Source organism: Sulfitobacter aestuariivivens, assembly GCF_014763045.1.
GTDB lineage: Bacteria > Pseudomonadota > Alphaproteobacteria > Rhodobacterales > Rhodobacteraceae > Sulfitobacter > Sulfitobacter aestuariivivens.
In genome coordinates this window covers 1,897,961-1,924,002 of the sequence record NZ_JACTAG010000001.1, presented here as the reverse complement: position 1 = coordinate 1,924,002, position 26,042 = coordinate 1,897,961, and the positions used below count along the sequence as shown (strand labels likewise).

The 26,042-nt window shown below is 60.0% G+C and carries 23 protein-coding genes and 1 pseudogene; 3 read left to right on the top strand and 21 right to left on the bottom strand.

The annotated features are described in order from the left end of the window. Positions 1–302: 302 nt before the first annotated feature. The 10 genes from ccoS to fnrL form a co-directional block, all read right to left on the bottom strand. Positions 303–461, bottom strand: a complete 159-nt coding sequence (ccoS, locus tag H9Q16_RS09460; protein WP_191075053.1) for a cbb3-type cytochrome oxidase assembly protein CcoS — start codon at positions 459–461, stop codon at positions 303–305. Continuing rightward, the gene (locus H9Q16_RS09455) at positions 458–2,575 is read right to left on the bottom strand and encodes a heavy metal translocating P-type ATPase (RefSeq protein WP_191075052.1); all 2,118 of its coding nucleotides are present in this window, start codon (positions 2,573–2,575) and stop codon (positions 458–460) included. The genes ccoS and H9Q16_RS09455 overlap by 4 nt, the downstream gene beginning before the upstream one ends. Continuing rightward, positions 2,572–3,024, bottom strand: a complete 453-nt coding sequence (locus H9Q16_RS09450) for a FixH family protein (protein WP_191075051.1) — start codon at positions 3,022–3,024, stop codon at positions 2,572–2,574. The genes H9Q16_RS09455 and H9Q16_RS09450 overlap by 4 nt, the downstream gene beginning before the upstream one ends. Beyond that, the gene (ccoG, locus tag H9Q16_RS09445) at positions 3,021–4,568 is read right to left on the bottom strand and encodes a cytochrome c oxidase accessory protein CcoG (RefSeq protein WP_191075050.1); all 1,548 of its coding nucleotides are present in this window, start codon (positions 4,566–4,568) and stop codon (positions 3,021–3,023) included. The genes H9Q16_RS09450 and ccoG overlap by 4 nt, the downstream gene beginning before the upstream one ends. A gap of 152 nt (positions 4,569–4,720) precedes the next feature. Then, positions 4,721–5,587: a cytochrome-c oxidase, cbb3-type subunit III gene (gene ccoP, locus H9Q16_RS09440; RefSeq protein ID WP_191075049.1), complete on the bottom strand. Its 867-nt coding sequence runs from the start codon at positions 5,585–5,587 to the stop codon at positions 4,721–4,723. Further along, positions 5,580–5,816 (bottom strand): cbb3-type cytochrome c oxidase subunit 3, encoded by a 237-nt coding sequence (locus H9Q16_RS09435; RefSeq protein WP_191075048.1) that lies wholly within the window; start codon positions 5,814–5,816, stop codon positions 5,580–5,582. Before H9Q16_RS09435 ends, ccoP begins: the two co-directional genes overlap by 8 nt. Before the next feature lie 13 nt (positions 5,817–5,829). Then, positions 5,830–6,555 (bottom strand): cytochrome-c oxidase, cbb3-type subunit II, encoded by a 726-nt coding sequence (gene ccoO / locus H9Q16_RS09430; RefSeq protein ID WP_191075047.1) that lies wholly within the window; start codon positions 6,553–6,555, stop codon positions 5,830–5,832. Positions 6,556–6,567: 12 nt separating this feature from the next. Continuing rightward, positions 6,568–8,172 (bottom strand): cytochrome-c oxidase, cbb3-type subunit I, encoded by a 1,605-nt coding sequence (gene ccoN, locus H9Q16_RS09425; RefSeq protein WP_191075046.1) that lies wholly within the window; start codon positions 8,170–8,172, stop codon positions 6,568–6,570. A 107-nt stretch (positions 8,173–8,279) separates the two neighbouring features. Further along, positions 8,280–8,687, bottom strand: coding sequence for a universal stress protein (locus tag H9Q16_RS09420; RefSeq protein WP_191075045.1), 408 nt, complete (start codon positions 8,685–8,687; stop codon positions 8,280–8,282). 85 nt (positions 8,688–8,772) lie between these two features. After that, complete coding sequence (gene fnrL / locus H9Q16_RS09415; RefSeq protein WP_191075044.1) at positions 8,773–9,507, bottom strand: transcriptional regulator FnrL; 735 nt, start codon at positions 9,505–9,507, stop codon at positions 8,773–8,775. A gap of 52 nt (positions 9,508–9,559) precedes the next feature. Between fnrL and hemN the strand changes: the two genes are divergently transcribed. Beyond that, complete coding sequence (gene hemN / locus H9Q16_RS09410) at positions 9,560–10,915, top strand: oxygen-independent coproporphyrinogen III oxidase (RefSeq protein ID WP_191075043.1); 1,356 nt, start codon at positions 9,560–9,562, stop codon at positions 10,913–10,915. 21 nt (positions 10,916–10,936) lie between these two features. Here the strand turns inward: hemN and H9Q16_RS09405 are convergent, their stop codons facing one another. The 9 genes and pseudogenes from H9Q16_RS09405 to H9Q16_RS09365 all read right to left on the bottom strand — a co-directional run bounded on the left by H9Q16_RS09405 (position 10,937) and on the right by H9Q16_RS09365 (position 21,408). Further along, entirely contained in the window at positions 10,937–11,386 is a 450-nt protein-coding gene (locus tag H9Q16_RS09405; RefSeq protein ID WP_191075042.1) for a UTRA domain-containing protein, read from the bottom strand. Between the two features lie 112 nt (positions 11,387–11,498). Further along, on the bottom strand, positions 11,499–13,718 hold the full coding sequence (locus tag H9Q16_RS09400) for an NADP-dependent isocitrate dehydrogenase (RefSeq protein ID WP_246455581.1): 2,220 nt from the start codon (positions 13,716–13,718) through the stop codon (positions 11,499–11,501). 171 nt (positions 13,719–13,889) lie between these two features. Continuing rightward, the gene (locus tag H9Q16_RS09395) at positions 13,890–14,279 is read right to left on the bottom strand and encodes a carboxymuconolactone decarboxylase family protein (protein ID WP_191075040.1); all 390 of its coding nucleotides are present in this window, start codon (positions 14,277–14,279) and stop codon (positions 13,890–13,892) included. Between the two features lie 163 nt (positions 14,280–14,442). Next, a pseudogene (locus H9Q16_RS09390) lies at positions 14,443–15,411 on the bottom strand (ABC transporter permease); the annotation flags it as partial. A 52-nt stretch (positions 15,412–15,463) separates the two neighbouring features. After that, the gene (locus H9Q16_RS09385; protein ID WP_246455578.1) at positions 15,464–17,317 is read right to left on the bottom strand and encodes an ABC transporter permease; all 1,854 of its coding nucleotides are present in this window, start codon (positions 17,315–17,317) and stop codon (positions 15,464–15,466) included. After that, positions 17,314–17,604: a DUF1330 domain-containing protein gene (locus tag H9Q16_RS09380; protein WP_191075039.1), complete on the bottom strand. Its 291-nt coding sequence runs from the start codon at positions 17,602–17,604 to the stop codon at positions 17,314–17,316. The genes H9Q16_RS09385 and H9Q16_RS09380 overlap by 4 nt, the downstream gene beginning before the upstream one ends. Positions 17,605–17,692: 88 nt before the next feature. Continuing rightward, positions 17,693–18,799 (bottom strand): extracellular solute-binding protein, encoded by a 1,107-nt coding sequence (locus tag H9Q16_RS09375; RefSeq protein WP_191075038.1) that lies wholly within the window; start codon positions 18,797–18,799, stop codon positions 17,693–17,695. A 120-nt stretch (positions 18,800–18,919) separates the two neighbouring features. Next, positions 18,920–20,017 (bottom strand): ABC transporter ATP-binding protein, encoded by a 1,098-nt coding sequence (locus tag H9Q16_RS09370; protein ID WP_191075037.1) that lies wholly within the window; start codon positions 20,015–20,017, stop codon positions 18,920–18,922. Between the two features lie 167 nt (positions 20,018–20,184). Next, a complete protein-coding gene (locus H9Q16_RS09365; RefSeq protein ID WP_191075036.1) occupies positions 20,185–21,408 on the bottom strand; it encodes an aminopeptidase P family protein in 1,224 nt (407 codons plus the stop codon). Between the two features lie 273 nt (positions 21,409–21,681). On the opposite strand from H9Q16_RS09365, the gene H9Q16_RS09360 reads away from it, so the two are divergent. Both H9Q16_RS09360 and argE read left to right on the top strand, forming a co-directional pair. Next, positions 21,682–22,872 (top strand): M24 family metallopeptidase, encoded by a 1,191-nt coding sequence (locus H9Q16_RS09360; protein WP_191075035.1) that lies wholly within the window; start codon positions 21,682–21,684, stop codon positions 22,870–22,872. Then, complete coding sequence (gene argE, locus H9Q16_RS09355) at positions 22,872–24,035, top strand: acetylornithine deacetylase (RefSeq protein WP_191075034.1); 1,164 nt, start codon at positions 22,872–22,874, stop codon at positions 24,033–24,035. Before H9Q16_RS09360 ends, argE begins: the two co-directional genes overlap by 1 nt. Before the next feature lie 125 nt (positions 24,036–24,160). Here argE and H9Q16_RS09350 read toward each other — a convergent pair whose 3' ends face one another. Next, positions 24,161–24,874 (bottom strand): maleate cis-trans isomerase family protein, encoded by a 714-nt coding sequence (locus H9Q16_RS09350; protein WP_191075033.1) that lies wholly within the window; start codon positions 24,872–24,874, stop codon positions 24,161–24,163. Further along, positions 24,875–26,038, bottom strand: coding sequence for a M24 family metallopeptidase (locus H9Q16_RS09345; protein WP_191075032.1), 1,164 nt, complete (start codon positions 26,036–26,038; stop codon positions 24,875–24,877). It lies immediately after the preceding gene. Between the last annotated feature and the right edge of the window lie 4 nt (positions 26,039–26,042).

The window sequence follows — 26,042 nt, the reverse complement described above, 5'->3', positions numbered from 1 at the left end:
GCCCCTTGTCGTTGGGGTAGCATGTGACCCGTGACTTGCTCCCCATTGAATCCGCTAATTTAGGTTAGCTCTGTCCAGGTTTTGGTCCGATCTTGACCGGACAACGTTTTGCACCAAAGCCATACCAGCAAGGCTGGAAATGGGGGGCTAAAGGTCGAACGAGATCAGAGCAGGGGTAGCTCTCGGGTCATGGTGGCGATGATGAAGCGAGGACATCTTAACCATCCAGCACATCGCTAAATTCAGTTGGCAAAGAGGTCAGGGGGTCAACCGAACCACATGCCAACTACCAATCCGCCTCGTCAGGACGCGTCTGGTCCCTTGTCATTATCCAGCAGGATGCGGCTGGCGTTGCCTTCGGGGTCCTCATACTGGTCCGACTTAACCGACCAGATAAATGCGGCAAGGCCAAGACCGCCAAGGATCAGGGAAACGGGGATCAGCACAACCAGAACGTTCATTTTACGTATCCAATGCGGCCAGAGTTCAGCAATACCGTGATCGACGACGCGGACATCGCCAGCGCGGCCGCAAGGGGGGTCGCAAACCCTGCCAGCGCAATTGGAATGGCGATCAGGTTATAAAGGGCTGCGATGGCGAAGTTTTGTTTGGACAACCTTTGGGTCTGGCGCGCGACGCGGATCAGCAACGGCAGGTCCTGTAAGCTTTCCTTGAGCAGTACCACATCCGAAACACTGCGCGACACATCCAACGCAGAGGCTGGTGCCAGCGACGCATGGGCGCGGGCCAGCGCCATCGTGTCATTCAGACCGTCGCCTACCATCAGCACCTTTCGGCCTTCCTTTGCCAGTGCATCCAGTCGTCGAGATTTGTCCTCGGGGCGGGCATCAGCGAGAACAGGCAGGCCCGCCAGATCCGCAAACCTCCGGGCGGATGCCGCATGATCCCCGGTGACAATCTCGCTCGGCAGATCGAGGTCGCTCAGCGCCTCCTGTGCTCCCGGCTTCAGAACCTCATGAAACGGCAGCTCAATGGGTGCGCTCTCGCCGATCCGCAGGCCAAAACCGCGAAAATCCGCCCCGATCCAGGCGCCGCGACCCAGCCGGACAACCTGACCGTCCAATCGGGCGCTGATGCCCTGACCGGCATGTTCCTCGATGCTGTCCAGCGCAACAGGCGGCACGCCCGCCAAACGCTCTGCCAGCGCGGCTGACAGCGCGTGGTTAGAGTGTTGCGCAAGGCTGAGACAGATTGACCGCGCGCGCGGCGACAGTGTTTCGGGGATGTCGACAGCGGGCGAACTCAGCGTGCCGGTCTTGTCAAAAACGATATGGTCGACATCCGCAAGCCGTTCTATCGCCGTGGCATGTTTGACCAGAAACCCCTTCGAAAAGAGACGACTGATGGCCGCCGTCGTAACCGCTGGTACCGCAAGACCCAGCGCGCAGGGGCAGGTGATGATCAGCACGGCAATGGCGATATTGAGGGCCAGCCGAACATCCCCCGAGCCCAGCCACCACGCCGCAAAGGCCACGAACGCCAAAAGGTGCACGGCGGGTGCGTAGATTTGCGCGGCACGGTCTGCAAGTGCGGTATAGCTGTTGCGGCTGTTCTCGGCGGTTTCGACAAAGGCTGCGACGCGGCGCAGAGTTGTATCCTCGCCCACGGCGGTGGCGCGCAGTTCAACAGGGGCGCCAAGATTGATTTCACCCGCTTGTAGTGCCGCGCCTTGAACCACGTCCACAGCTTCGCTTTCGCCTGTCAGAAAGGCCCGATCCATCAAGGCGTTTTCTGACATCAGCGTGCCATCGACAGGCACGCGCATCCCGCTTTCAATCAGCAGAATATCCCCGATCGCAACTGCAGAAGTTGGCACGGTTTCCACCCGCTCACCCCTGATGCGTTTGCACTGGTGGACCTCCAGCGCTGTCAGCTCTTTGGCGGCAGACCGCGCGGCACTGCGGGTCCGGTGGTCCAGATAACGACCAATCAGCAGAAAGAATGTCAGCGACAAGGCGGCATCGAAATAGGCGTGACGCCCGCCCTGCAGGCTTTCAAACACCGACATGCCCGTTGCCAGCAGGATTGCGAGCGAGATCGGCACATCCATGTTCAGCCGCCTGCCCTTAAGCGCCGCAAAGGCACTTTGGAAAAAGGGCTGCGCAGAATAGGCCACGACCGGAACCGCGATTCCTGCCGAAATGAGGTGAAAGAGGTCGCGCGTTGCGCCGCTGGCCCCGGACCACACGGCAACCGACAGCAGCATCACATTCATCATGGCAAAGCCTGCTACAGCAAGCCTCAGCAACAGATCGCGGCCCTTGCGGTCTGTCGCCTTGTCCAAAACCGCAGCATCAAGCAGAAAGATCTCGTATCCCAGTCCCTTGATCGTACGCAGGACATCCGAAGGCTGGATCGGGCCGGTGACGCTCAAGCGTTTGAGCGATAGGTTGACCCGTGCCTCGCGCACGCCGTTGACGCCCGCAAGTGCCCGCTCGATGGTGCCGATGCACCCCGCACAGTGAATCGTCGGCAGGGAAAACTGCGCCGCTGCACCATCGCTGACCGCCGACATGTCCGGCGATACCGACGCACAGGCGGCACAGGCCATCATGCGGCAACCCTCACGATGATGCGCTGTTGAAACAGCGTGCCGTCCTGCGCACGCATCTTGATGCGCAGGTTCCAGTTGCCGGCACCCGCCTGAACGGGCGCGCGAAACGCCGTGCCGTCAAAGACAAATTCCGGCGTCTGATCCTGCGCGCGGTGAGTGGCGCGGCCAAAGATGGCGGTCTCGATCTGCGCATTGACCGGCGTGCCGTCGCGGCGCACATCAAGGATCAACTCGTTGCCCTCAAGGCGCGCTGCGACAACCCACTCCAGCGCATGTTGTGCCTTGCGATCGGCATCGAAGGTCTGGCTGGCCACATAGGAATTCTTGACCTCAAGCCCCGGGAAGGTCCGTACCGCATTCACCGCAAGGGTAAGGTTGACGGCGATGATGGTGCCGAAGGCCAGAACGAAGGTGGCGGCGACATGCCAGCCCTTGATTTCGCGGATCATTGCTCTCTCCCGTGGAAGGTGGTGGCGCGGCTGGCGCGGTCGCCTGTTTCAAGGTCTTCGACCCACAGCCGCAGGGCCGTCTGGTTGCGCGTGGCTGCAGGATCGCCGGGGCGCGACGTGATATAGACGCGCTGCATCAGTGTGCTGTCTGCGGGGACAGTGACCTGCAGCAAATCGTTGGCCCCCTCGAGGTCGATCCGCAGAACGTCCTCGCTGGTCAGGCTCAGGCCAAAGGGGCGCGCGGTGCCGGTCTTGTTGCGCAGGCGCACGTCATAGATATTGCGCACCGCGCCATCCGATTGGATCACATAGGTCGGGTTGCGCACCGGGCTGACGGTCAGTTCGATATCCGTGCGGATGAACAGCGCATAAATCAGCGCCAGACCCATCGCGCCCCACATGATGGTGTAAAGCAGGGTCCGCAAACGGAAGATGTGCTGCCAGACCGGGCGGGGCGGCTGGCCTTCGCGTTCCCTGGGTTCATCCGACAGGGCCAGATAATCAATCAGCCCGCGCGGCTTGCCGATCTTGTCCATCACATCGTCACAGGCATCGATGCACAGCGCGCAGGTGATGCATTCCATCTGCTGGCCTTCGCGGATGTCGATGCCCATGGGGCAGACGTTGACGCAAGCCATGCAATCGATGCAATCGCCATGTTCCTGCACCTCGGCGGTGATCCGTGGCGTGCCCCCCACCTGAAGCGCGGCCTTGGGGTAGGGCGTCGGGGCGTAGCGCGCGGCACCGGGCCCCGCTGCCTGCGCTTCGGCTTCGGCCTTTTGTGCGGCCAGCTTGTCACGCTTGCGCACGTTGCCCTTGCCGCGCGGCTCTCCGCGCCACTCTCGGTAGGCCACAGTGATCGTATCGCTGTCCATCATCGCGGCCTGAATGCGCGGCCAGGGACACATATAGATGCAAATCTGTTCGCGCATGAACCCGCCAAAGACAAAGGTGGTCGCTGTCAGAACGCCGATGGTGGCGTAGGCGATGGGATGCGCCTCAAAGCGCACCAGATCGACAGCAAGCTGCGGCGCGTCGGTGAAATAGAAAACCCAGGCCCCGCCGGTAGCAATCGCGATCAACAGCCATGTTGTCCACTTGGTGATCCGCAGGCGCACCTTGCGCACGTCCCATTTGGCGCGGTGCAGACGCAGGCGGGCATTGCGATCCCCTTCGATCCAGCGTTCCACAAGCAGAAACAAGTCGGTCCAGACGGTCTGGGGGCAGGTATAGCCGCACCAGACCCGGCCCATCGCCGAGGTGAACAAGAACAGCCCCAGCCCGGCCATAATCAGCAACCCGGCCACGAAATAGAATTCATGCGGCCAGATCTCGATCCAGAAAAAGTAAAACCGACGGTTGGCCATATCCACCAGCACCGCCTGATCTGGCAGGTTCGGCCCACGATCCCACCGCAGCCACGGCGTCAAGTAGTAGATGCCCAGCGTGACAATCATGATCCACCACTTGAGCGTCCTGAAACGGCCGCTGACGCGGCGTGGAAAGATCGGCTCTTGCGCCGCATAAAGGGACGGGTTGGTCATTGGGTCATCCTGTTCGCCCTGTCTTGTTAGACGAGCTTGGAGAATTGGGCCTTGATCTGGGTCAATGTGCCCCCGGAAATGAGCAACGTGCGAACAGGGTCATTCCGGGGGCAGGTCCGCCTGCCCATTGAAAGACAGGCGAACCAACTGATCTACTCTTCGCCGCCACCCAGGCTGTGCACATAGACAGAAACCGCGCGAATGTCGGGCTCTGTCAGGCGCGGCTGCCACGGCGGCATCACACCGAACCGTGCATTCCGGATGGAGTATTCGATGGCGTCGCGGTCGCTGCCGTAAAGCCAGATCGCATCCGCCAGATTGGGGGCGCCAAGTTCAGGATCGCCCAGGGCGGCCTCGCCATGACAGCTGGAACAATTGTCGGCGAAAAGTTCTAAACCCGTGGCCGCAAGCGCCGCATCATGCTCTGGACTGGACAGGCTGATCACATATTCAGTCACGGCCATCAGTTCGTTCTCTTCAAGGATCTCGCCGAACTGCGGCATCTCCGAATACCGCGCATCCGGATCGGCCTCATTGCGGATGCCATGGCGCACGGTGTATTCGATGTCCGCCATACTGCCACCCCAAAGCCAGTCGTCGTCCAGCAGGTTGGGATAGCCCTTGGCGCCCGCAGCGCCCGACCCGTGACACTGGCTGCAGTGGGCGCGAAACACCGCACCACCGCGCGCCACCGCGTAGCGATGCAAATCGTCCGACGGGGCCAGACCGGTGATGTCGGCCTTCACCAACTCTCCTACAAGGCTGGCGTTGGCCAATTCGTGGGCATCGACACTCTCGGCCAACTCGGCCCGGGTGGAATAGCCCAGCACGCCAGCCGTCGCGCCAGATATCATCGGCCAGGCAGGATAGGCGATCACATACCCGATGCCCCAAACGATCGTGGCATAAAACGTCCACAGCCACCAGCGCGGCAGGGGCGAGTTCAGTTCCCGAATGCCGTCCCAGACATGGCCGGTGGTCTCGGTTCCGGTGGTTTCGTCGATATTCTTGTCAGACATTTTTTGTCTCCACCTTCAACGCCTTGGTCTTATCGCCCAGGCCGCCGGTTTTGTTGTCTTTGGCGCGTGCAGGCGCTGTTTCATTACGGAAAGGGATCATGCTGGCGTCCTTTCGGGCGGAACTCTGGCTCGGCCAGAACGACCACACGGCCACCCCGAGAAAGGCGATGAACATCGCCAGCAGCACCCAGCTATCAGCAATTTCGCGGAGCATTGAATAGGTTTCCATCTGCCATTTCCTCCTATCGGCTTGCATCGGGCGTGAAGGTCGAGAAATCGACCATCGTGCCAAGAATCTGCAGGTAGGCAATCAGCGCATCCATCTCCGTCAGCGCAGATTGGCCGTCAAAGTTGGCCACTACCGCGCCAGGATAGCGTTCGATCAGCCCGTCATAGTCGCTGTCTGGATCCCCTTGCGCAGTAAAGTCGGCATAGGCCGCTTCGATCTGCGCGTCGGTGTAGGGCACGCCCACAAACCGGTGCACGCTCATCAGATCACCGATGTCATCGCCATCCAGTGTCGCGTTCAGCAGAAAACTGTATTTCGGCATCACGCTTTCAGGCACCACCGATTGCGGATCAATGAGGTGATCAAGATGCCAGGCATCCGAATACCGCCCCCCAACGCGCGCCAGATCAGGCCCGGTGCGTTTTGACCCCCACTGGAACGGGTGGTCATACTTGCTTTCGGCCGCCAGCGAATAATGCCCGTAGCGTTCGACCTCGTCGCGCATCGGGCGGATCATCTGGCTGTGGCAGACATAGCATCCTTCGCGGATGTAGATGTCGCGCCCGGCCAGTTCCAGCGGAGAGTAGGGGCGCACACCCTCAACGTCTTCGATGGTGTTTTCCAGCCAGAACAGCGGGGCAATTTCCACCAGCCCCCCGATTGTGACAACCAGCAGCGAAGCGGTCAGCAGCAGCGTCGGGCTTTTTTCGAGAATGGCATGTTTGTCTAGAATGGCCATGTGCCGAATTCCTTATTCTGCTGCAATTGCATTGGGGGCGGGGGTGCGTGCCGGCTGGGCACCGCGGATGGTCATCCACATGTTCCAGCACATGACCAGCGCACCGCTCAGGAACAGGACACCGCCCAGACCGCGCACGACATACATCGGGAACTTGGCGCTCACGGTGTCGGCAAAGCTGTTGACGAGGAAGCCCTGGTCATCGACTTCGCGCCACATCAGGCCCTCCATGATGCCGGTCACCCACATCGAGGCCGCATACAGCACGATGCCAAGCGTCGCGAGCCAGAAGTGCCAGTTGATGGCCGACATCGAATACATTTGCGCGCGTCCCCACAGCTTGGGTGTCAGGAAGTAGATGCAGGCAAACGTGATCATGCCGTTCCAGCCCAGAGCACCGGAATGCACGTGGCCGATGGTCCAGTCGGTGTAATGGCTCAGCGAGTTGACCGCGCGGATCGACATCATCGGCCCCTCAAAGGTCGACATGCCGTAAAAGCCCAGCGACAGCACGAACATCCGCAGGATCGGGTCCGTGCGCAGCTTGTCCCAGGCGCCCTGAAGGGTCATCAGGCCATTGATCATGCCACCCCAGCTGGGCATCCACAGGATAATCGAAAAGACCATCCCAAGCGTGGACGCCCAGTCAGGGAGAGCCGTGTAATGCAGGTGGTGCGGACCCGCCCAGATATAGAGAAAGATCAACGCCCAGAAGTGGATGATTGACAGTTTGTAAGAGTAAACCGGGCGTTCGGCCTGCTTGGGCACAAAGTAGTACATCATGCCCAGAAAACCCGCCGTCAGGAAGAAACCGACAGCGTTGTGGCCGTACCACCACTGCGTCATCGCATCCTGCACGCCTGAAAAGACCTGCACGGATTTCGATCCCCAGATGCTGACCGGGATCGACAGGTTGTTGATCACATGCAGCATCGCAACGGTGATGATGAAGCTCAGGTAAAACCAGTTGGCGACGTAGATGTGGCGCTCTCTGCGTTTGTAGATCGTCCCTAGAAAGACAGCCAGATAGACCAGCCATACGACAGTCAACCACAGATCGACGTACCACTCAGGTTCCGCGTATTCCTTGGACTGCGTCGCCCCCAGCAGATAGCCCGTCGCCGCCATCACGATGAAAAGCTGATAGCCCCAGAACACGAACCAGGCCGCATTTCCCCCCCACAAACGCGCGCCTGAGGTGCGCTGCACCACGTAAAACGACGTTGCAATCAACGCGTTGCCGCCAAAGGCGAATATGACAGCACTGGTGTGCAGTGGTCTGAGCCGCCCGAAGTTTGCGAAAGGCTGCGCCCAGTCAAAATTCAGCGCCGGAAAGGCAAGCTGGAACGCGATGAACGTGCCCACCAGAAATCCGGCGATCCCCCAAAAGGCGGTTGCAATCACGCCTGCGCGGATCACACCATCCGCATAAGACCCGTGTTCGGGGTCAGCAAGCTGGGGCGTATCCGCCTTGCGCAGCTGGTAGATGAACATCCCAAAGGAAATCGCTGCAATGATCCAGGCATGCAGGATGTAAGCCGGATCTCTTCCCCAATCCGCGGCCAGCAAGGCCAGGAGGGTAATTATCCCAAGCAGCAAAATTTTTACGTATGTCATAGCGTCGCCTTCTTGCAATCTGGCAGCCGCAGAGCCTGCTCTGCGCACCTTTGGGGCACCTTTAGATGAGGATTCGGGGCAAAACCTTGATCTGGATCAACGGACCGCTATCGCAGCACATGCACCGCACAGCCGGCGTGGCGCACGACCCAGCTTGCGGTCGATCCAAGAAAGATGTCTGAGAACACAGGCTTGTGTGACGAGATCACGATGCAATCGGCATCCTTGTCCTTTGCCCAGTCCGCAATGGTCCGCCCGGCGTGACCTTTCAGCAGGAAGGTATCGGTGATGCCATTCTCCTCGGACAGCGCATCCAGCCTCGACTGAGCCCTGTCCCGGTGGGATTTGCGAATCTCGGCAGTCAGCGCATCCTCAACGTGGACCGGCAGCGGTTCGATCACGTGAACCAGGCTGATGCGGCCTTCGGCGCTCAGCAAGGCTTTCGCAATCTCAATGGCGCCGCTCGCATCGCGGTTTTCGTCAAAGCTCACGGGTATCAGGATGTGATTGTACATCTGCGTCTCCTATCGTTGGTGATAGGACACAAATGTCAGGCTTGTCGGATGGGTGCCTTGATGCAGATCAAGACATTTTCACGCGTCAGTAAATGACACCACCATCGGAATCGTCGCCCGTCTCGTCATGCAGACGCCCAAAATCCAGCACCTTGAAACGACGCCGGTCCTTGAACTCCAGTATCTGCTCTTTCTTCATGGCGTTGAGCTGGCGGCTGACTGTCTCAAGGGTCAGGCCAAGAAAATTGGCAATCTGTTCGCGGGTCAGGGGCAGCTCCAGCATCTGCGATCTGGCTGCATCTCCATCTACATTCGAACGGATCACTAGCATTTCGATGAAAGACGCGATCTTTTCGCGCGCTGTCTTGCGCCCCAGCAACAACATCCACTCTCGCGCCGCATCCAGCTCGTCCAGCGCAAGTTCCATCAGCCGCTGCGACAGATGCGGCGTTGTTCCGACCATTTTCTCAAACGGGCGATGTCGAAAACAGCAAAGGGTCACGTCCGTGGCGGCCGTCACGTCAAACTCGATTTCAGAGCGCCCCGGACGCCCAATGAAATCCGACGGCAACAGCAACCCCACCATCTGGGTCCTGCCGTCCTCCATCGTCTTGGAAAGCGACGCAACACCCCCGACGACGGACGCCACATACTCCAACGGATCTCCGCGCCACATGATCGGCTCACCTGCGCGGAAGGACCGGTAGGTCTTGATTTCGGTCAGTTCACCCAGCTCATCAGTGCTGCATTTTGCACAGACAGCACGATGCCGAATAGGGCACTCGCTGCACTGCAGGTGGCTGTCCAATAAAATTGCCATAGCTTGATCTGTGTCAAAATTCCCTGTTCGCACCCCCGTTATACAGAACCGCATGGAAAAGATGAATGACCTGCGACGATTTGGTCTGTTTGACGTAAATGCGCCGCGTTACACCAGTTATCCGCCCGCCAATCAGTTCGGCGTGCAAACGGGGCTGCGGCATCAGGCGCAGTGGCTTGACGCGGTTCCCGCTGACAAACCGGTCTCGGTTTATGTTCATATTCCTTTCTGCAAACGCATCTGCTGGTTTTGCGCCTGTCGCACGCAGGGCACGAAAACGCTGCGCCCCGTCGCTCGCTACCTCGAGACCGTCCTGACCGAGATCGCCGCAGTCGGACAACGCCTGCCCAATGGGATCAAGATGGCACGGCTGCATCTGGGGGGCGGTACGCCAACCTTGCTGTCGCCAGAGCTGCTGCAGCGGCTCATCGATGCCATCGACGCGGTCTTTGATCGCAGCGACGACTTTGAATTTTCGGTCGAGATCGACCCGACCGAGGCCGCCCCCGAGGTGCTGGAGGCACTGGTTGCCAACCAGCTGTCCCGCGTCAGCATCGGCGTCCAGGATTTTGATCCAAAGGTGCAAGAGGCCATCGGGCGTACGCAAACCTTCGAGCAGACCAAAACCGTGATCGATTGGCTTAGAGGTCAGGGTGTTCACAACATCAACCTTGATTTGCTCTATGGCCTGCCGTGGCAGTCCGGCACGCGGTTCCGCGCCACGCTCGCGCAGGTGATGACCCTGGCCCCGACACGGCTTGCGATATACGGCTATGCCCATGTGCCGTGGATGTCCAAACGCCAGACGATGATCCCTACGGCGGCGCTGCCGGGCCCCAAGGCGCGCTTTGAACTTGCCAATTGCGCCCGCGACACCTTCAGCGCTGAGGGCTACGTGCCCATCGGCATCGACCACTTTGCCCGCCCCGAAGACAGCCTCTCCCAGGCGCAGGCCAACCAACAGCTCAAACGCAATTTCCAGGGCTATAGTGATGATCCCGCCGAAACGCTGATCGGCTTCGGCGCCTCCGCGATCTCCACCTTTCCGGGCGGGTTCTCACAAAATGCTGCGGCCACTTCAGCCTATCAGGCACGCGTTGCAAACGACGGGCTGGCAGGTATGCGTGGGTTCGTGATGGACATCGACGATCAGGTGATCGCACGCTGCATAGAACAGCTGATGTGTTATTTTGCCATCGACCGCGCCGCGCTATCCGCGTTACCGGCAGACCGTGTTGCAGAGGTCTGGGCCAGATTTGCCCCCCTGTCAGATGCCTTCCCGGACGCGCTGTCGGTCAGCGCAGACCGGATTGCGATCAATGACGGGTTTCAACCCCTTGTCCGCATCCTTGCGCATCACCTCGATACCTACGTGGCCGACAGCGACGCGCATTCCGCCGCGATCTGACGCGCGGGGCGGCACGCATTCTCAGCCATCCAGATCCGTGTCCTGCAGTGTCAGCGTCACCCTGTCCCCTGCAAACCACGTCCGCCCGTATTCAACCGGAACACTATCCCCATTCACATTGATCCCCGTCGACCGCAACAGCGGGTCGCCCTCGTTCACTTGCAGTTGCAGGGCCAGCGTTGCATCTGCCAATATCGCGGTCAGCCGGGTCGATGCGCGGGTGTAATCGGCCACTCCGGCCTGCAACAACGCCTGCGTGACGCTGTTTGTCCTGGTCAGCGCATCATCGATGCCGGGCAGGCGATCCAGTGGAAACAGGCTTTCAAAACAGGCGATGGGCACGCCGTCAGACAAGGATACCCCACGACAGGCGCAAATTGTGGACCGCGTTGGGGTCGCAAGCGCCTGTGCCTCGCTGGTCGTGGCCGCGCGGCGATCTGCTGCGGGTCCGGCTGCACCGGGATGTACCACTGGTCGCCGGCGTCTGGAGCGCGGGACGACAGGTCAGCTAAGTCCATTTGAAGACACAAAGGGCGGCAACCGGAATGCCGGCTGCCGCCCCTTCAGTGGATGTCTGGCTGATCTAGCCCGCCGCCTGATCCATAATCGCGTTAAAGGTCGCAGATGGTCGGAACACGGCAGCAACCTTTTCGGGGTCGGTGCGATAATACCCGCCCAGATCAACGGCCTGTCCACGGCCCTGCGACAGCTCCGCACGGATCGTGTCGTAGTCGTCACGCAGACGCGCGGCGACAGGTGCGAAGGTTTCTGAAAGGGCAGGGGACTTCGACTGCGCCGCCAATGCTTCTGCCCAATAGAGGGCAAAATGGAAATGGCTGTCGCGGTTGTCGTCCTGACCTACCTTGCGGCCCGGGCTCTTGCCTTCGGACAACAGCCGCGTGATCGCGTCATCGGCTGCATCCCCCATGACCTGTACGTCAGCATCGCCACGCGCCTCACCGACAAAGCGCAGGCTTTCAGCCAAGGCGCAGAATTCACCAAGGCTGTCCCACCGCAGATGGTTTTCCTCCATCAGCTGCTGAACATGCTTGGGCGCAGAGCCGCCCGCGCCTGTTTCAAACAACCCGCCCCCGTTCATCAGCTTGACCACCGACAGCATCTTGGCCGAGGTGCCGACCTCAAGGATCGGGAACAGGTCCGTCAGATAATCCCGCAGAACGTTGCCTGTGGCCGCAATCACATTCTCACCGCGCGTGATGACCTTCAGCGCGTGTTGGGTGGCTTCTGACGGTGCCATGATCTGAACCTTGTCCATCGCGCCTGCGGCCTCCAGCATCGGCGTGATGGCGCGCAGGATCTCGGCATCATGGGCGCGGTTCTTATTCAGCCAGAAAACCGTCTCATAGCCTGTGAGCTTTTGCCGCTCGAGGGCCAGCGCCAGCCAATTCTCAATGGCTTCGGCGCGGGTCGACGCCATGCGCCAGATATCGCCTGCCGCCACGTCGTGCGACAGCAACACATCACCGCCTTCCGCTACGACATTCATCGTACCGCTCGCGGACATCTCAAAGGTGGTGGGATGGGATCCGTATTCCTCAGCCTTCTTTGCCATCAGACCGACATTCTGCACGGTCCCCGCCGTCGTGGGATCAAGCGCGCCGTTCTCTTTGAAAAACGCCACGGATTCCGCATAGACCCCGGCGTAGGAGCTATCGGGGATCACGCAATTGGTGTCGCCTTCCTTGCCATCCGGGCCCCAGCCTTTGCCGCCTGCGCGCAGCACTGCGGGCATCGACGCGTCGATGATTACATCAGACGGTACATGCAAGTTGGTGATGCCCCGGTCTGAATTGACCATGTAGAGCGGCGGGCGCTCGGACAGGCAGGCCTTGATGGCGGCGTTGATCTCATCAGCCTGCGGCATATCGGCGATCACATCCAGCATGGTGCCCAGACCAGAGTTCGGGTTTGCACCCGCCTCGGCCAGCGCGTCACCGTATGTGTCAAAGACCGGCTTGAGATAGACGCGAACCGCATGACCAAAGATGATCGGGTCCGACACCTTCATCATCGTGGCCTTCATGTGCAGCGAGAAAAGCGTTCCGTCCGCCGCCGTGGTGGCGATGGCTTCTTCCAGAAAGGACAGCAATGCAGCCTTTGACATGAACGTCGCGTCCAGAATCGTGCCCGCAGGATAGCTCAGCCCATCGGCCAGCACCTTGGTGCCGTCCCCGCTGACATGTTCGATCCGTACGGTTTGGGCCGCATCCAGCGTCACCGATTTCTCGTTGCTGTGAAAGTCGCCCGCCGACATCGTGGAGACACGTGTCTTGCTGTCCTTCGACCAGGTGCCCATCGAATGGGGATGTTCCTTGGCAAAGGCCTTGACCGCTGCAGGTGCCCGCCGATCCGAATTACCTTCGCGCAGCACCGGGTTCACCGCAGATCCCTTGATCGCGTCATACCGCGCGCGGGTTTCTTTCTCCGCATCTGTCTCAGGCGCTTCGGGATAGTCGGGAATGTCGAAACCCTGTGCCTGCAATTCTGCAATCGCCGCGTTCAGCTGCGGCACCGAGGCCGACACGTTGGGCAACTTGATGATATTGGCATCCGCTTCCTTGACCCGATCCCCAAGCCAGGCCAGATCATCCTGTGCGCCGTCCGGCGCGCGCTCTGGAAAGGCGGCAAGGATACGGCCCGCGACCGAAATGTCCCGTTCTTCCACGCTCAACCCGACTTCGGAAACGAACCGCCGGATGATCGGCAACAGCGATGCAGCGGCCAACTGCGGTGCTTCGTCGGTGGCGGTGTAAATGATATCGGCGTTGGTGTCGGTGGACATGGATATGCCTTTCATGATCGAGATTGCAGGGCGGGTTTGAGGCATCTGGTATAGGCTGTCACGGCGGGCTTCAAGCCTTGCCGATGACAGCGCTGTAGGGTGATCCCCGTTAGGTCAGTGCAGGCGGGCAGGCGCAGACAACCCAGACCGCGCCTGCAGTGCGCTGTGGCCTCAGCCGGGATCGCTTTCGATCACCTTGCGCGCGGCGCGAAAACATTCCAGTCCCTGCGGCACGCCACAATAGATCGCAATCACATGAATGATCGCGCGGATTTCCTCGGGGCTGACCCCGTTGTTGATCGCCCCGCGACAGTGCAGTTCCCATTCGGTCATCTTGCCAAGGGCCCCGATCATCGCAAGGTTCATCATCGACCGCGTCTTGGCGTCGATCACATCGTCACCCCAGCCAAATCCCCAGCACCACGCCGTCATCGCCTCCTGAAACGGCCGGGTAAAGTCATCTGCCGTATCCAGCGATTTCTGCACATAGTCAGCGCCAAGTGTTGCCTTGCGCTGCTCCAACCCCTTGAGGAACAGATCTTCGTCAAATGTGCTTGTCATGCGGGATCCTTTCAAAGGCGCGGCCACGGGTCCTTCCCGTCCGCCGAGGTTGCGTATCCGGGCTGGTCGTCACGCGTTGTGGTACAAAGAGGTGTCTCGTCCGGGCAACTGCGGCCAAGCACGCGTCGCCAGACAGGCAGCGCCCGGTCGACGACTGGTTGGTTCATCCTGGCGACATGCCCCTCAGACGCTCAGACCGGCGCCGCAACAATTCCAGCGTCATCAGCAACAGAACCGAAATCACGACCAGCAGCGTCGCAACGGCAAGAATTGTCGGGCTGATCTGCTCGCGCAGGCCGGTGAACATTTGCCAGGGCAGGGTCTTCTGACCGGCAGAGCCGACAAAAAGCACCACAACCACTTCGTCAAACGAGGTGATGAACGCAAAAAGCCCCCCCGAAATCACCCCCGGCAGGATCAGCGGCATCTGCACCTTGAAAAACGTGCGCACCGGTGAGGCCCCCATGTTGGCCGCCGCACGGGTTAGCGAATTGTCAAATCCGACAAGCGTTGCCGTGACAGTGATGATCACAAAGGGAATGCCAAGGGCCGCATGCGCCAACACCACACCCAGATAGGTGCCCTGAAGCCCGATCCGGCTGTAAAAGAAATACATGCCCGCCGCCGAAATGATCAGCGGCACGATCATCGGCGAGATCAGGATCGCCATGATCGCACGCCGGAAGGGCACGTGCGGCTGGCTCAGACCGATGGCCGCCAGCGTGCCAAAGCTGACAGACAGCAGCGTCGCCATCGGCGCAATCTGGATCGAATTGCGCACCGCGTTCTGCCAGTCTGAATTACTGAAGAAATCGCGGTAGTGTTTTAGCGAATACCCTTCGGGATCAAAGGCCAGCATCTCGGGCGTGAAGGTAAAGAAATCTTCGGCGTTAAAACTCAGCGGCATCACCACAAGAATGGGGGTGATCAGAAAGACGAATATCCCGCCACAAATCACCCGAAACGCATAATGCCACAGCGTCTGACCAGCCGTGTAGTAGGATGGCACCGCATCGCGGTAGCGCCGCTCCGCGATCCAGAACACCAGCCAGCCAATCACAAAGCCCGAAAGGGCCCCAAGGATCGCATAGGCGGGCCCGGCTGTCACAAGGCCGAGAACCGCAAGCACGGCGGCGCCAATCCAGGGCGCGCTTTTTGAGATAGTGGAACGTTTTGCCATATCCTCAGCCCCCCAGTTTCACGTTGTCGATGCCCACGATCCGGTCATAGGCCCAGTACAGAAGCAGCACCGCCGCCAGCAGGATCGATCCTAGGGCCGCCGCCAATCCCCAGTTCAGAGAGCTGGAAATGTGATAGGCAATCCGGTTCGAGATAAATACACCCTTGGTGCCGCCCACAATTTCAGGCGTGATGTAGTAGCCGATAGCCAGAATAAAGACGAGGATCGACCCCGCCCCGATGCCCGGCACCGACTGCGGAAAATAGACCCGCCAGAAGGCGGTCCAGTTTGTCGCCCCCATGGATTTTGCCGCCCGCAGATACACAGGCGGGATCGTTGCCATGACGGAATAAAGCGGCAGGATCATGAACGGCAGCAGGATGTGCGTCATCGCGATAATCGTGCCGGTGACGTTGTTGATCAGCGCCAGCCGCTCAAAACCAAGTGCGGCATAGGTGAATAGTTCCACGTCCACGGCACCCCAGATGCCGCTCAGCAGGTTCCAGATCCAGACCACTGCGTTCAGCGCGCCGATGACGACGTTCATCAACAGTGTAACGACCGGATCAAGGATCTTGCCGACCGCCGTCGAATGGTACCAGACCAAGGTGTCATTCACGACGCCTTGTTGCTGCAGCATCACCTTCCACGCCGAGGTCCGCACCAGCAGCGACGTCCAGAACGGCAAGAGCACCAGGATCATCAACAGGTTGGCGGACCGGGCAGGCAGGTTCGCCAGCAACCAGGCCACCGGATATCCCAACAAAATGCACATGCCGGTGATGGCCAGGGACATGACCAGCGTGCGCCAGAACAATGTGATGTAGATCTGCTGGTTTTCGGGGCGCATTTCGACACCCTGAGGGGTCTTCTGCATGTCGACCGCGTTCAGGAAATACCCGTTGGTCAGGTTAGGCCCGTAAAGCCGCACGGTCTTCCACACCTCGGGATCGGCCCAGTCCTCGTCGATATCTACAAAGGCCGCGCGGTAATCAACCGTTTCAAAGCCGTCGACCGCCGCGGCGGCTGCTTGCAACTCTGCGACGGCCGGGCCGGTGTAGCCCGACACATCAGCGCCGGATGTCAGATCGTTATACAGCGCGGAGTACACCAGCGCCCAAGGGTCTTGCCGGGCGAGGTTCTTTTCATCGACCCGCTGGATAAACTGCGCATAGTCCTGAAATGCCGTGGCGGTCTGCGGCAGCATTGCTGCAAGGCCGTCGCGCATCTCAAAGGGCGGCTGCCCCTTCTTGTCGCTGGTGTCCCAACCTTCCATGGCGGCAAGCCAGCTGTCCGTGCCCATCAAGGCGTTCCAGTTTTCGCCGTCCTTCCAGAAACCGTCAAGATCCTCGAACTGATCCTGAAAGACCTCTCCCATGTCCTCGACCTTGCGGCCAGACTTGCGGAACAGGGACGACATTCCGGTCAATTCATAGTTCAGACGACTGCCCAGACGTGTGTGGGCCTTGGCCTCCACCGCGCGGTACATGTCCTTGTAAAGCGCCTCAAATGTCGCGTTATCGGGCGGGTTGCCCGTGGTCTCGTCCCAGTCGTCAAGGGCGGCGATGGTCCGGGGCAGGGTGTCCGCGACGATGTTGTTCTCGACCGACCGGAACAGCATGTCCGCAATGGGCGCAATGAAGGTGACCACCACAAAGATCAGGAGCGGGGCAATCAGCATCAGGGCGCGCAGCTTGCTCAGCCGCAGCGCCCGGTTAAGCGACTTTTTCAGCGGGGTGCCATCAGCGGCCAATACAGGGCCCGCATCGGCACGCTCAGCGTTGCGCAGGGCGTTGTCGGGGGTCGCCCCGATGAACTGATCGGGGCCGGTTGTTTCGGCTGCGCTGCGGTCTGTCATTCAACACCCTCGACAATGGCCAGATCAGAGGTCGACGCGGCAAGCCTGATCTTCAGGTTTTCCTGATATTCAGGATCATCATAGGCCGCCTGTGCGGCCTCAAAACTGGGGAATTCGACCACGACCTGCCGGTTGTGGCTGGCGCCTTCGGGGCGCCTGTTCTGGCCGCCACGGACCAGAAACTTGCCGCCATGGCGTCCAAAGATGTCATCATTCTTTGACGCGTAGCCCTTGTAGGCCTCGGGGTCCGACACGGTGCCGAATGCGATCAGGTAGCCTTTGGGCATAGCGGTCTCCTTGATATGTAGGGTGGGCAATGCTGCCCACCCTTGTCCTTTTCGCAAAGGTGCGCCGCTTGGGGCGCACCTTGCATCCTTATTGTGCCAACCAGGCCTGGAACTTCGCTTCGATGTCGTCGCGATAGTCGGCCCAGAACTCGTAGTTATAAAGGAACGTGTTCTTGGCGTTCTCGGGATCTGTTGGCATGTGTGGCGCCATCTCGATACCCAGTTCGGCGTGCTGGCCGACCAGCGGCGCAGAGGACTTGCGTGCCGGACCGTACGAGATGTACTTGGCCTGATCCGCCAGACGCTGCGTGTCTGTCGCAAAGCGCACATAGTCCAGCGCGCGTGCCTGACGCTCGGGGCTCAGACCGGTGGGGATGATCCAGCCATCAAGGTCAAAGATCTGCGCGTCCCACAGCATGGCGACGGGCTGATTTTGCTCTTCGATGACGCTGAACAGGCGGCCGTTATAGGTCGACCCCATGACGATCTCGCCATCGGCCAGCAACTGCGGTGTGTCCGCACCGGCAGACCACCAGATCACATCGTCCTTGATGGTCGCCAGCTTGTCGAGCGCCTGCTGCTGACCTTCTTCGGTCTCCAGCACGTCATAGACCTCGTCCTTGGCCACGCCGTCACAGATCAGCGCCCATTCCATGTTGTTGATCGACCGCTTTTCCAGTGCCCGCTTGCCGGGGTAGGTTTCGGTGTCAAAGACCGCGCAGACATCTGTGGGCGGCGTGTCACCGACCATGTCGGTGCGATAGCCGAACGTTGTCGAATAGACGATCTGCGGGATAAAGCAATCGCCCACCAGCAGCTCGCCAAAGTCTTCCGTCGCAGTGGAGCCGTCATCGCCATTGGCCAGCACTTCGTCTGCGTCGATTTCCATCGCCAGACCTTCGTCACACAGACGCAAAGCGTCTGCCGCAACCACGTCAACCACATCCCATGTGACATTGCCCGCTTCGTTCATCGCGCGCAGCTTGGACACCGCCTCGGCAGAGCTTTCATCGTTGATGATGCTGACGCCGGTCTTTTCCATGTAGGGGTCGTGATAGGCCAGCTGCTGCGACTTGGAATAGGCGCCGCCCCATGACACGATGGTCATTTCGTTTGCCATATGGCCATCCGCAAACGCGGATGCACCAGCGACAGTCAGGGCCGTGGAGGCCAAGAGTGTTTTGGTCAGTTTCATTCAGGTTTCTCCCATAATACCCGTATCTTATCTTGAAAAAGAGGGGCGGCGTCGGGTTTGACCGACCCCCTTCGTATTCATCGCAGAGGCATTCAGGTTCCGCGACATCTGAGGCGCGCGTCAGGCGTCCAACGCGCGGCAATCTTGTGGCAACCATCCGATATCGACCTGCGTGCCGGGTTCCAGCCGCTGTTGATCCGCTCGGTTTCGGGTCTTGACGATGAAGTTGTCATTGCCAGCGACCCGCAGGCGCGTGCGGAACACGTCGCCCATATAAATGAACTCCAGCACTTCAGCTTTCAGTGTGTGCGCACTTGCGCCAAGGTCGGGGTTGATCTCGACCCGCTCGGGCCGGATCGAGATCTGCGTGCGATCTCCGGCCTTGTCGACATTGATAGGCTTGGCATCAATCAGACTGCCATCGTCCAGCTTGACCAGCGCAATACCATCCTTGATCTCCTGAATGGTGCCTTCCAACGTGTTGTTTTCACCGATGAATTGCGCAACGAAAGAGTTTTGCGGCTCTTCATAAAGCTGATCCGGCGGGGCCAGTTGCTGAATGCGACCATCTTCAAAAACGGCAACCCGGTCCGACATGGTCAGCGCCTCGGTCTGGTCGTGGGTGACATAGACCACCGTGATGCCCAGATTATCGGCAATTGCCTTGATCTCGAACTGCATGTGCTCGCGCAACTGCTTGTCAAGCGCGCCCAGCGGTTCATCCATCAACACAAGGTCGGGCTCAAACACCAACGCGCGGCTCAGCGCGACACGCTGCTGCTGACCACCGGAAAGCTGCGCAGGACGGCGCCCGCCAAACTCCCCCATCTGCACCATATCAAGCGCGCGCTTGACCTTTTCCTCACGCTCAGCCTTGCCCATGTTGCGCACTTCAAGCGGAAAGCTGAGGTTTTCGGCAATCGTCATATGCGGGAACAGCGCGTAATTCTGGAATACCATGCCGATGCCGCGCTTGTGCGGGCTGATATTGTTGATCGGGTTCCCATCCAGCAGGATGTCCCCGTGCGTCGCCGTCTCAAACCCGGCCAGCATCATCAGGCAGGTCGTCTTGCCAGACCCCGACGGCCCGAGCATGGTTAGAAATTCGCCCTTACCGATGGAAAGATTCAGATCTTTCACAACCAGCGTTTCACCGTCGTAGCTTTTCTGCACACGGTCGAATACGACGAAGCCGTCGTTCGGTTGATTATCGAGCAATCCGCACCTCCCCAGGTGTTAGTGCCGCACGTGATGGCGGTAAAGTGGGCAGAGAATACACACCGCGTGTCGCTTTGCAACCATTCTGCTGCCCCGATGACCCCAACAGAATAAAGGCACGAGCGGCACGTCTAAATTTTTGGCTATTGCTGAAAATGATCATGTTTTCAGTCGATTACATTATGTTCGGGACCAAGTGGAAATCCGGTGATATTTTCGGCATCCTGTTGGCCGACCACGAGGATGTCGTGTTCCCGATAGCCGCCAGCGCCCGGTGTCCCCTGAGGCACCCAAAGCATCGGCTCCATCGACACGACCATCCCGGGGGCCAACACCGTATCCACGTCCTCGCGCAACTCCAGCCCCGCCTCACGACCATAATAGTGTGAAAGCACCCCAAACGAATGGCCGTAGCCAAACGATCTGTAGTCCAGCAATCCCTCGCTTTCGTAGAACCGGTTGATTTCCGCGCAGATCTCCGAACACCGCGCGCCGGGCCTGATCAGGCTCAGCCCCAGTTCATGCGCCGCCACATTGGCCCGCCACATTTTCAGAGAGGCCGAATCCGGCGCCCCAAGAAACAGCGTCCGTTCAAGCGCCGTGTAATACGCCGAAATCATCGGAAAGGTATTCATGCTCAGGATATCGCCCGGCGCCAATGCCCGGGTGGTCACCGGGTTGTGCGCGCCATCGGTATTGAGCCCGGATTGAAACCAGACCCAGCTGTCGCGCAGCTCGGAAGTCGGGTGGGCGCGCGCAATCTCAAGTTCCATTGCGTCACGGCCCGCCATCGCCACGTCAATCTCCCGTGTGCCGGTGCGGATGGCCGCGCGTACCGCCTCGCCGCCCAGATCGGCGATCCGCGCACCTTCGCGGATCAGCGCGATTTCCTCTGCCGACTTGACCATCCGCGCCTGCATGGTGGCGTGCGCGATATCGATCACATCCGGTGTTTCCAGCATCGCATCAAGCGTCGCGCGTGCGGCAAGCGTCAGATGGTCGCCCTCCACACCGATGCGCCGCGCGCCGCCAACCAATTGTTGAACAGCACGCCAGTAATTGTCCCGTTCCCAATCCGTGTAGATGACATTCTTGCCAAAAGACCGGCGCCACGGCTGGCTGCCGTCAATATTGGCGCTGACGGTCGTAATGGCCTCTGCGGTAACAACGCAGGCATAGGGCCGCCCAAACGCGCAATACAGAAAACCGCTGTAGTAGGCGATATTGTGCATCGAGGTCAGCAAGACCGCAGGCACATCAAGAGATGCCATGATGGCGCGCAGCCCGGCAAGACGGCGGCTGTATTCTGCCTCAGAGAACGGCAGCGGGGCCTTGTCACCGTCTTGGCGAGTGAAAAACTGCGGGCGGGTGATTGTGGTCTGGTCAAGCATCCAGGTCTCCTCCGTCTGTCCGGGGGTATGACAAAGCCCGGAAACTAGAAAAAATCCGGGCGTACAGGATCTGATATGAAAACCGCTTTGGGGCGGCAGGTTCACGGGCCGATGCGACGCCATCGCAGGCTGTGGGCGAGTCTTAGCGGCTGGTATGGCCGCAAGTCAAATGAATTGACCGGCGCGCAAAAGGAGACAACAGTTAACCCGATGGGCTTGATGCTGCACTGCAGTACCGACGTTATACCGACGTAATACCGACAGGATTCCGACATGCCAAATGCCGCCCAAATGGCCTTTTCCCCCGCCGAATACGCAGGCCGTCTGACCGCCGTCCGCACGGCCATGGCCAAGGCCGGATTGGACGTTCTGGTGGTCACGGACCCGTCCAATCAAAACTGGCTCACAGGCTATGATGGTTGGTCTTTTTATGTGCATCAGGCTGTGGTTATCCCATTGGAAAGAAAGCCATTTTGGTGGGGGCGACGGCAAGACGCCAACGGGGCGCAGCGCACCGTCGATCCCGATGCCACGGACATCGAATTCTACCTCGATCATTACGTTCAATCGACCGTGCGCCACCCGATGCAGGATCTGGCAGCCAAGCTGCGCGATCGCGGTCTGGGTACTGCCTGTGTCGGTGTCGAGATGGACAACTATTATTTCTCCGCAAAGGCTTACACGTCATTGGTCGACGCCCTGCCGCACGCAAAAGTGAGGGACGCCACGGCATTGGTGAACTGGCAACGCGCCATAAAATCTCCGGCTGAAATCGAATTCATGCGCCGCGCTGCGCGTATCTCGGAAAAGATCACGAATCTCGCCATCGACCGCGCCGCACCCGGTGTGCGCAAGAACGATCTGGCCGCCGAAATCATGGCCGCCGGTATCGCAGGCGTGGACGACATCTGGGGCGATTATCCCGCCATCGTGCCCCTGATGCCCTCAGGCGCATCCGCCGCCGCACCGCACCTCACTTGGAACGGTGAGGCCATGCAGACCGGTGAGGTAACCTTTTTTGAACTTTCGGGATGTTATCGTCGCTACCACGTGCCTTTGTCGCGATCTGTCTTTCTGGGCAAACCACCTGCCTACATCCTGAACGGCGAGGCGGCGCTGGTTGACGGGCTTGAGTCCGGGCTGGAACAGGCCCGCGCGGGCAACCGAACCTGTGACATTGCCAATGCGCTTGGCGATGTGATGGAACGTGCCGGCATCGAACGCGGTGCGCGGTGCGGCTATGCCATCGGTCTGAGCTATCCACCCGACTGGGGCGAGCGCACGATGTCATTGCGGCCCGAAGACGAAACCGTGCTGCAACCGGGGATGACTTTTCATTTCATGCCCGGCCTCTGGATGGATGGCTGGGGGCTTGAAATCACCGAAAGCATCCTGATCACCGAAGACGGCCCCGCAGAAACCTTCTGCAGCATCCCCCGCAAACTCTTCATAAAGGACGGCTGATGTCGGCTCTGACCCGCAGCATAAATGTTCTGGGCGATTTGATTGCCTATCCGACGGTCTCTTCCGACAGCAATCTGACCATGATCGACGATCTGGCAGAACGCCTCAAGGATGCCGGGGCGCAGATCGATCTTTACCGTGACGACACGGGGCACAAGGCAAACCTCTATGCCACAATCGGACCAGCGCGCGCCGGTGGCATTTTGCTGGCGGGCCACACGGATGTAGTGCCGGTGACGGATCAGGACTGGAGCTGCGACCCCTTCGTGATGACACGGCAGGCAGACAGGCTTTTCGGGCGCGGCACCTGTGACATGAAAGGCTTTATCGCGGCCTGCGTCGCACTGGCCCCCGAATTCGCCCGCCATGCCACACACCGGCCTGTCCATTTCGCCTTTACCTATGACGAAGAGACCGGATGCCTCGGTGCACAGGCTCTGACCGAACATCTGGCCAAACGCGATGACACTCCAGCCATGGCCATAATCGGAGAACCCACAGAGATGCGCGTGATCGAGGGTCACAAGGGATGTTACGAGTATTGCGCGCATTTTCATGGCCGGGAAGGGCATGGATCCTTGCCCGATGAAGGCGTGAATGCGGTCGAATACGCGGTAAGATATGTCTCTCGACTGCTGGAGCTGCGCGAGGCCTTAAAGGCCCGCGCGCCCGCTGACAGCCCCTTTGACCCGCCCCATGCGACCATCAACATCGGCACGCTTCAGGGCGGTATCGCCACCAACGTGATACCCGGCAAGGCACGGGTGAACTGGGAAATGCGTCCTGTAGGGGCGGGTGACGCGGACTTTGTCAAAGAGGGTCTTGCAACCTACATCACCGATGTGCTGCAGCCTGAAATGCGCGCCATCTGGCCGGATGCCCGGATCGAAACCGAAGTGATCGGCGAAGTCATGGGCCTGACACCCATGTCCCGAAACGCCGCACGCGATCTGGTCATGGCGCTGACCGGGGCCAACAGCACCGACGTGGTCTCTTTTGGCACCGAAGCAGGTATTTTCCAGTCACTGGGTATGAACGCGCTGGTCTGCGGACCCGGCTCAATCACGCAGGCGCACAAGCCTGACGAATATCTCGACATCACTCAACTGGCGGCCTGCGTGGAGATGCTGCAAGGGGTCGCCGCAAGCTTGGCCAAAGCCTGATCACCGGCCCGCGACAAAGCAGCACCGGCCTGCTTCATCTTTCCAAAAAACTCATTCCAGACCACGCCTCTTGTCCCTGCCAGCTGAGTGTTGCAGCGCCATTGCGCAAATCGGTCCGTCTCGCGCTACCCGTTCAAACCGGCAAGGACACCCATGTGCCAGGCAAGCGCCTGATTGGACGAAAACACGGGCTTGCCCAGATCCGCCTCGATGCGCGGAATGACATCCAGCGTGCGCAGATTCGTGCAGGACAAAAAGACCGCTTCAACGGCGTCTGACGCACCCAGCGCCATGGCTGCCTCGTAAAGCGAGGCCTGTGAAATCTTGGCAACCTTACTTTCCACTGCTTCGTCAAAGGACCCGAATACCGGGGTTTCTATGCCGCGTGCCGCCAGCGCGTCGCGCAACGTGCGACTGACGCTTTCGATGTAGGGGGACAGAAACGCCAGACGCGCAATTCCCTTGGCCTGACACAAGGCGACAAGCGCGCTCAGCGGGTCGGTCACGGCCCGCGCGTCACAGCCTGCGCGCACCTGCTCTGCTATCTTCTCGGGTCCGATCACCGCCGTGCCGGACGTGCATCCGTAGCCCACGACATCATAGGTCAGATCAGGTGGCAGCAACCGGGCGGCGGCAGGCAGGGCGGCAGACATCTGTGCCAGCGTTTCAGGTGTTACATCCGCCCCGCTGGGCACCCGAGACACGTACAGCGCAATGTCTCCAGCCGTGAAGCTGCGCCGCAGGTCGTGCTCTAGGGTCTCATCGGTTTGCAGGACGATCATGCCAAGCGTGGCGCGACTGCCCAAAGGGCCTTCAAGCGTGTAATTGAAATGGGTCATTCAAATCACCGTAAGCGTGTTGCCGGACCGCGGCGAGAGGAATTCGGCACCGGTTTGCGTGATCACGATGTCTTCTTCGTGCACCATGATCCGGCCATCGCGTGTCTCGACACCGGGCTCCAGCGTCAGAACCATGCCAGGTTCGATGACGGTATGATCGTGCGCAATGAACGACGGCCATTCGGTCAACTGCATGCCCAGGCCATGCCCGTTGCGCCCGGCGTCCGAGCCGCCTGCGCCCCCCGTGGTAGTGCGATCCATCGCGTGGAAAATGTCGGCGGCTCTCTGGCCGGGGCGTGCTGCGTCCAGCCCGGCCGCAACAGCGTCCATCAATTGAGTATGAGCGTGCGCGGCGATCGTCGAAGGGTGTCCGACCGAAAAGTTTCGGTCAAAATCACAAAAATATCCGTCCCAGACGATCCCGGTATCCAGCATCAGCACGTCCCCGTTCGTCAGGGGCGCAGAGGTTGCGGGGGAAATCACGTCAGCGTAGCCATCCGGCCCCGCGCCGCCTGCCAGGTACGGCACCCAATCCGCCCCTTCCTCAAGGCAAAGCATCTGGAACCGGCGAAAGATCTGCTCCAGCGGCGTACCAGCGGTCGCGATCCGGGGCACGCGTGCAAAGGCGCGGCCCGCGATGGTGCAGGCCTGTCGTATCTTCGCAATCTCGGCCGAGGATTTGATCAGACGCAGGCGGCGCATGATGCCTGCGTCATCGGTCACCTGCCCCGCGCCCAGCCCATCCTTCAGCCGGTCAAAGTCGACCAGCGGCATGCGCAGGTGGCTTTCATGCCCCGACGGGACGCCGATCTTCCCGGTCTTGCAGACTTCGCGCAGCGTCTCCCCCAGCAGGCTTACGCCATCGTCACTCAGATCCGGCGCAGACCAGGTGCGAATATCCGTGATCCAGGTCTGACCCATCAGCGCAGCCCCGATGGACGGGATCACGGCAACGGGATCACCACAGGCGGGCACGACCAGATACCAAGGTCTTGTCGGGCTTTCCCAGAACCGGGTCAGATAGCCTGTAAAATAACGCACTTCGGCCTCTGTCGTCAGCAACAGCGCGGCCAGTCCGACATCGGCCATCAGAGTCTGTGCCCGGTTCAACCGGGTCTGATACTCTGATGTTGGGAAACCACGGGGGGGTGCAGGTTCGGTCATGGCT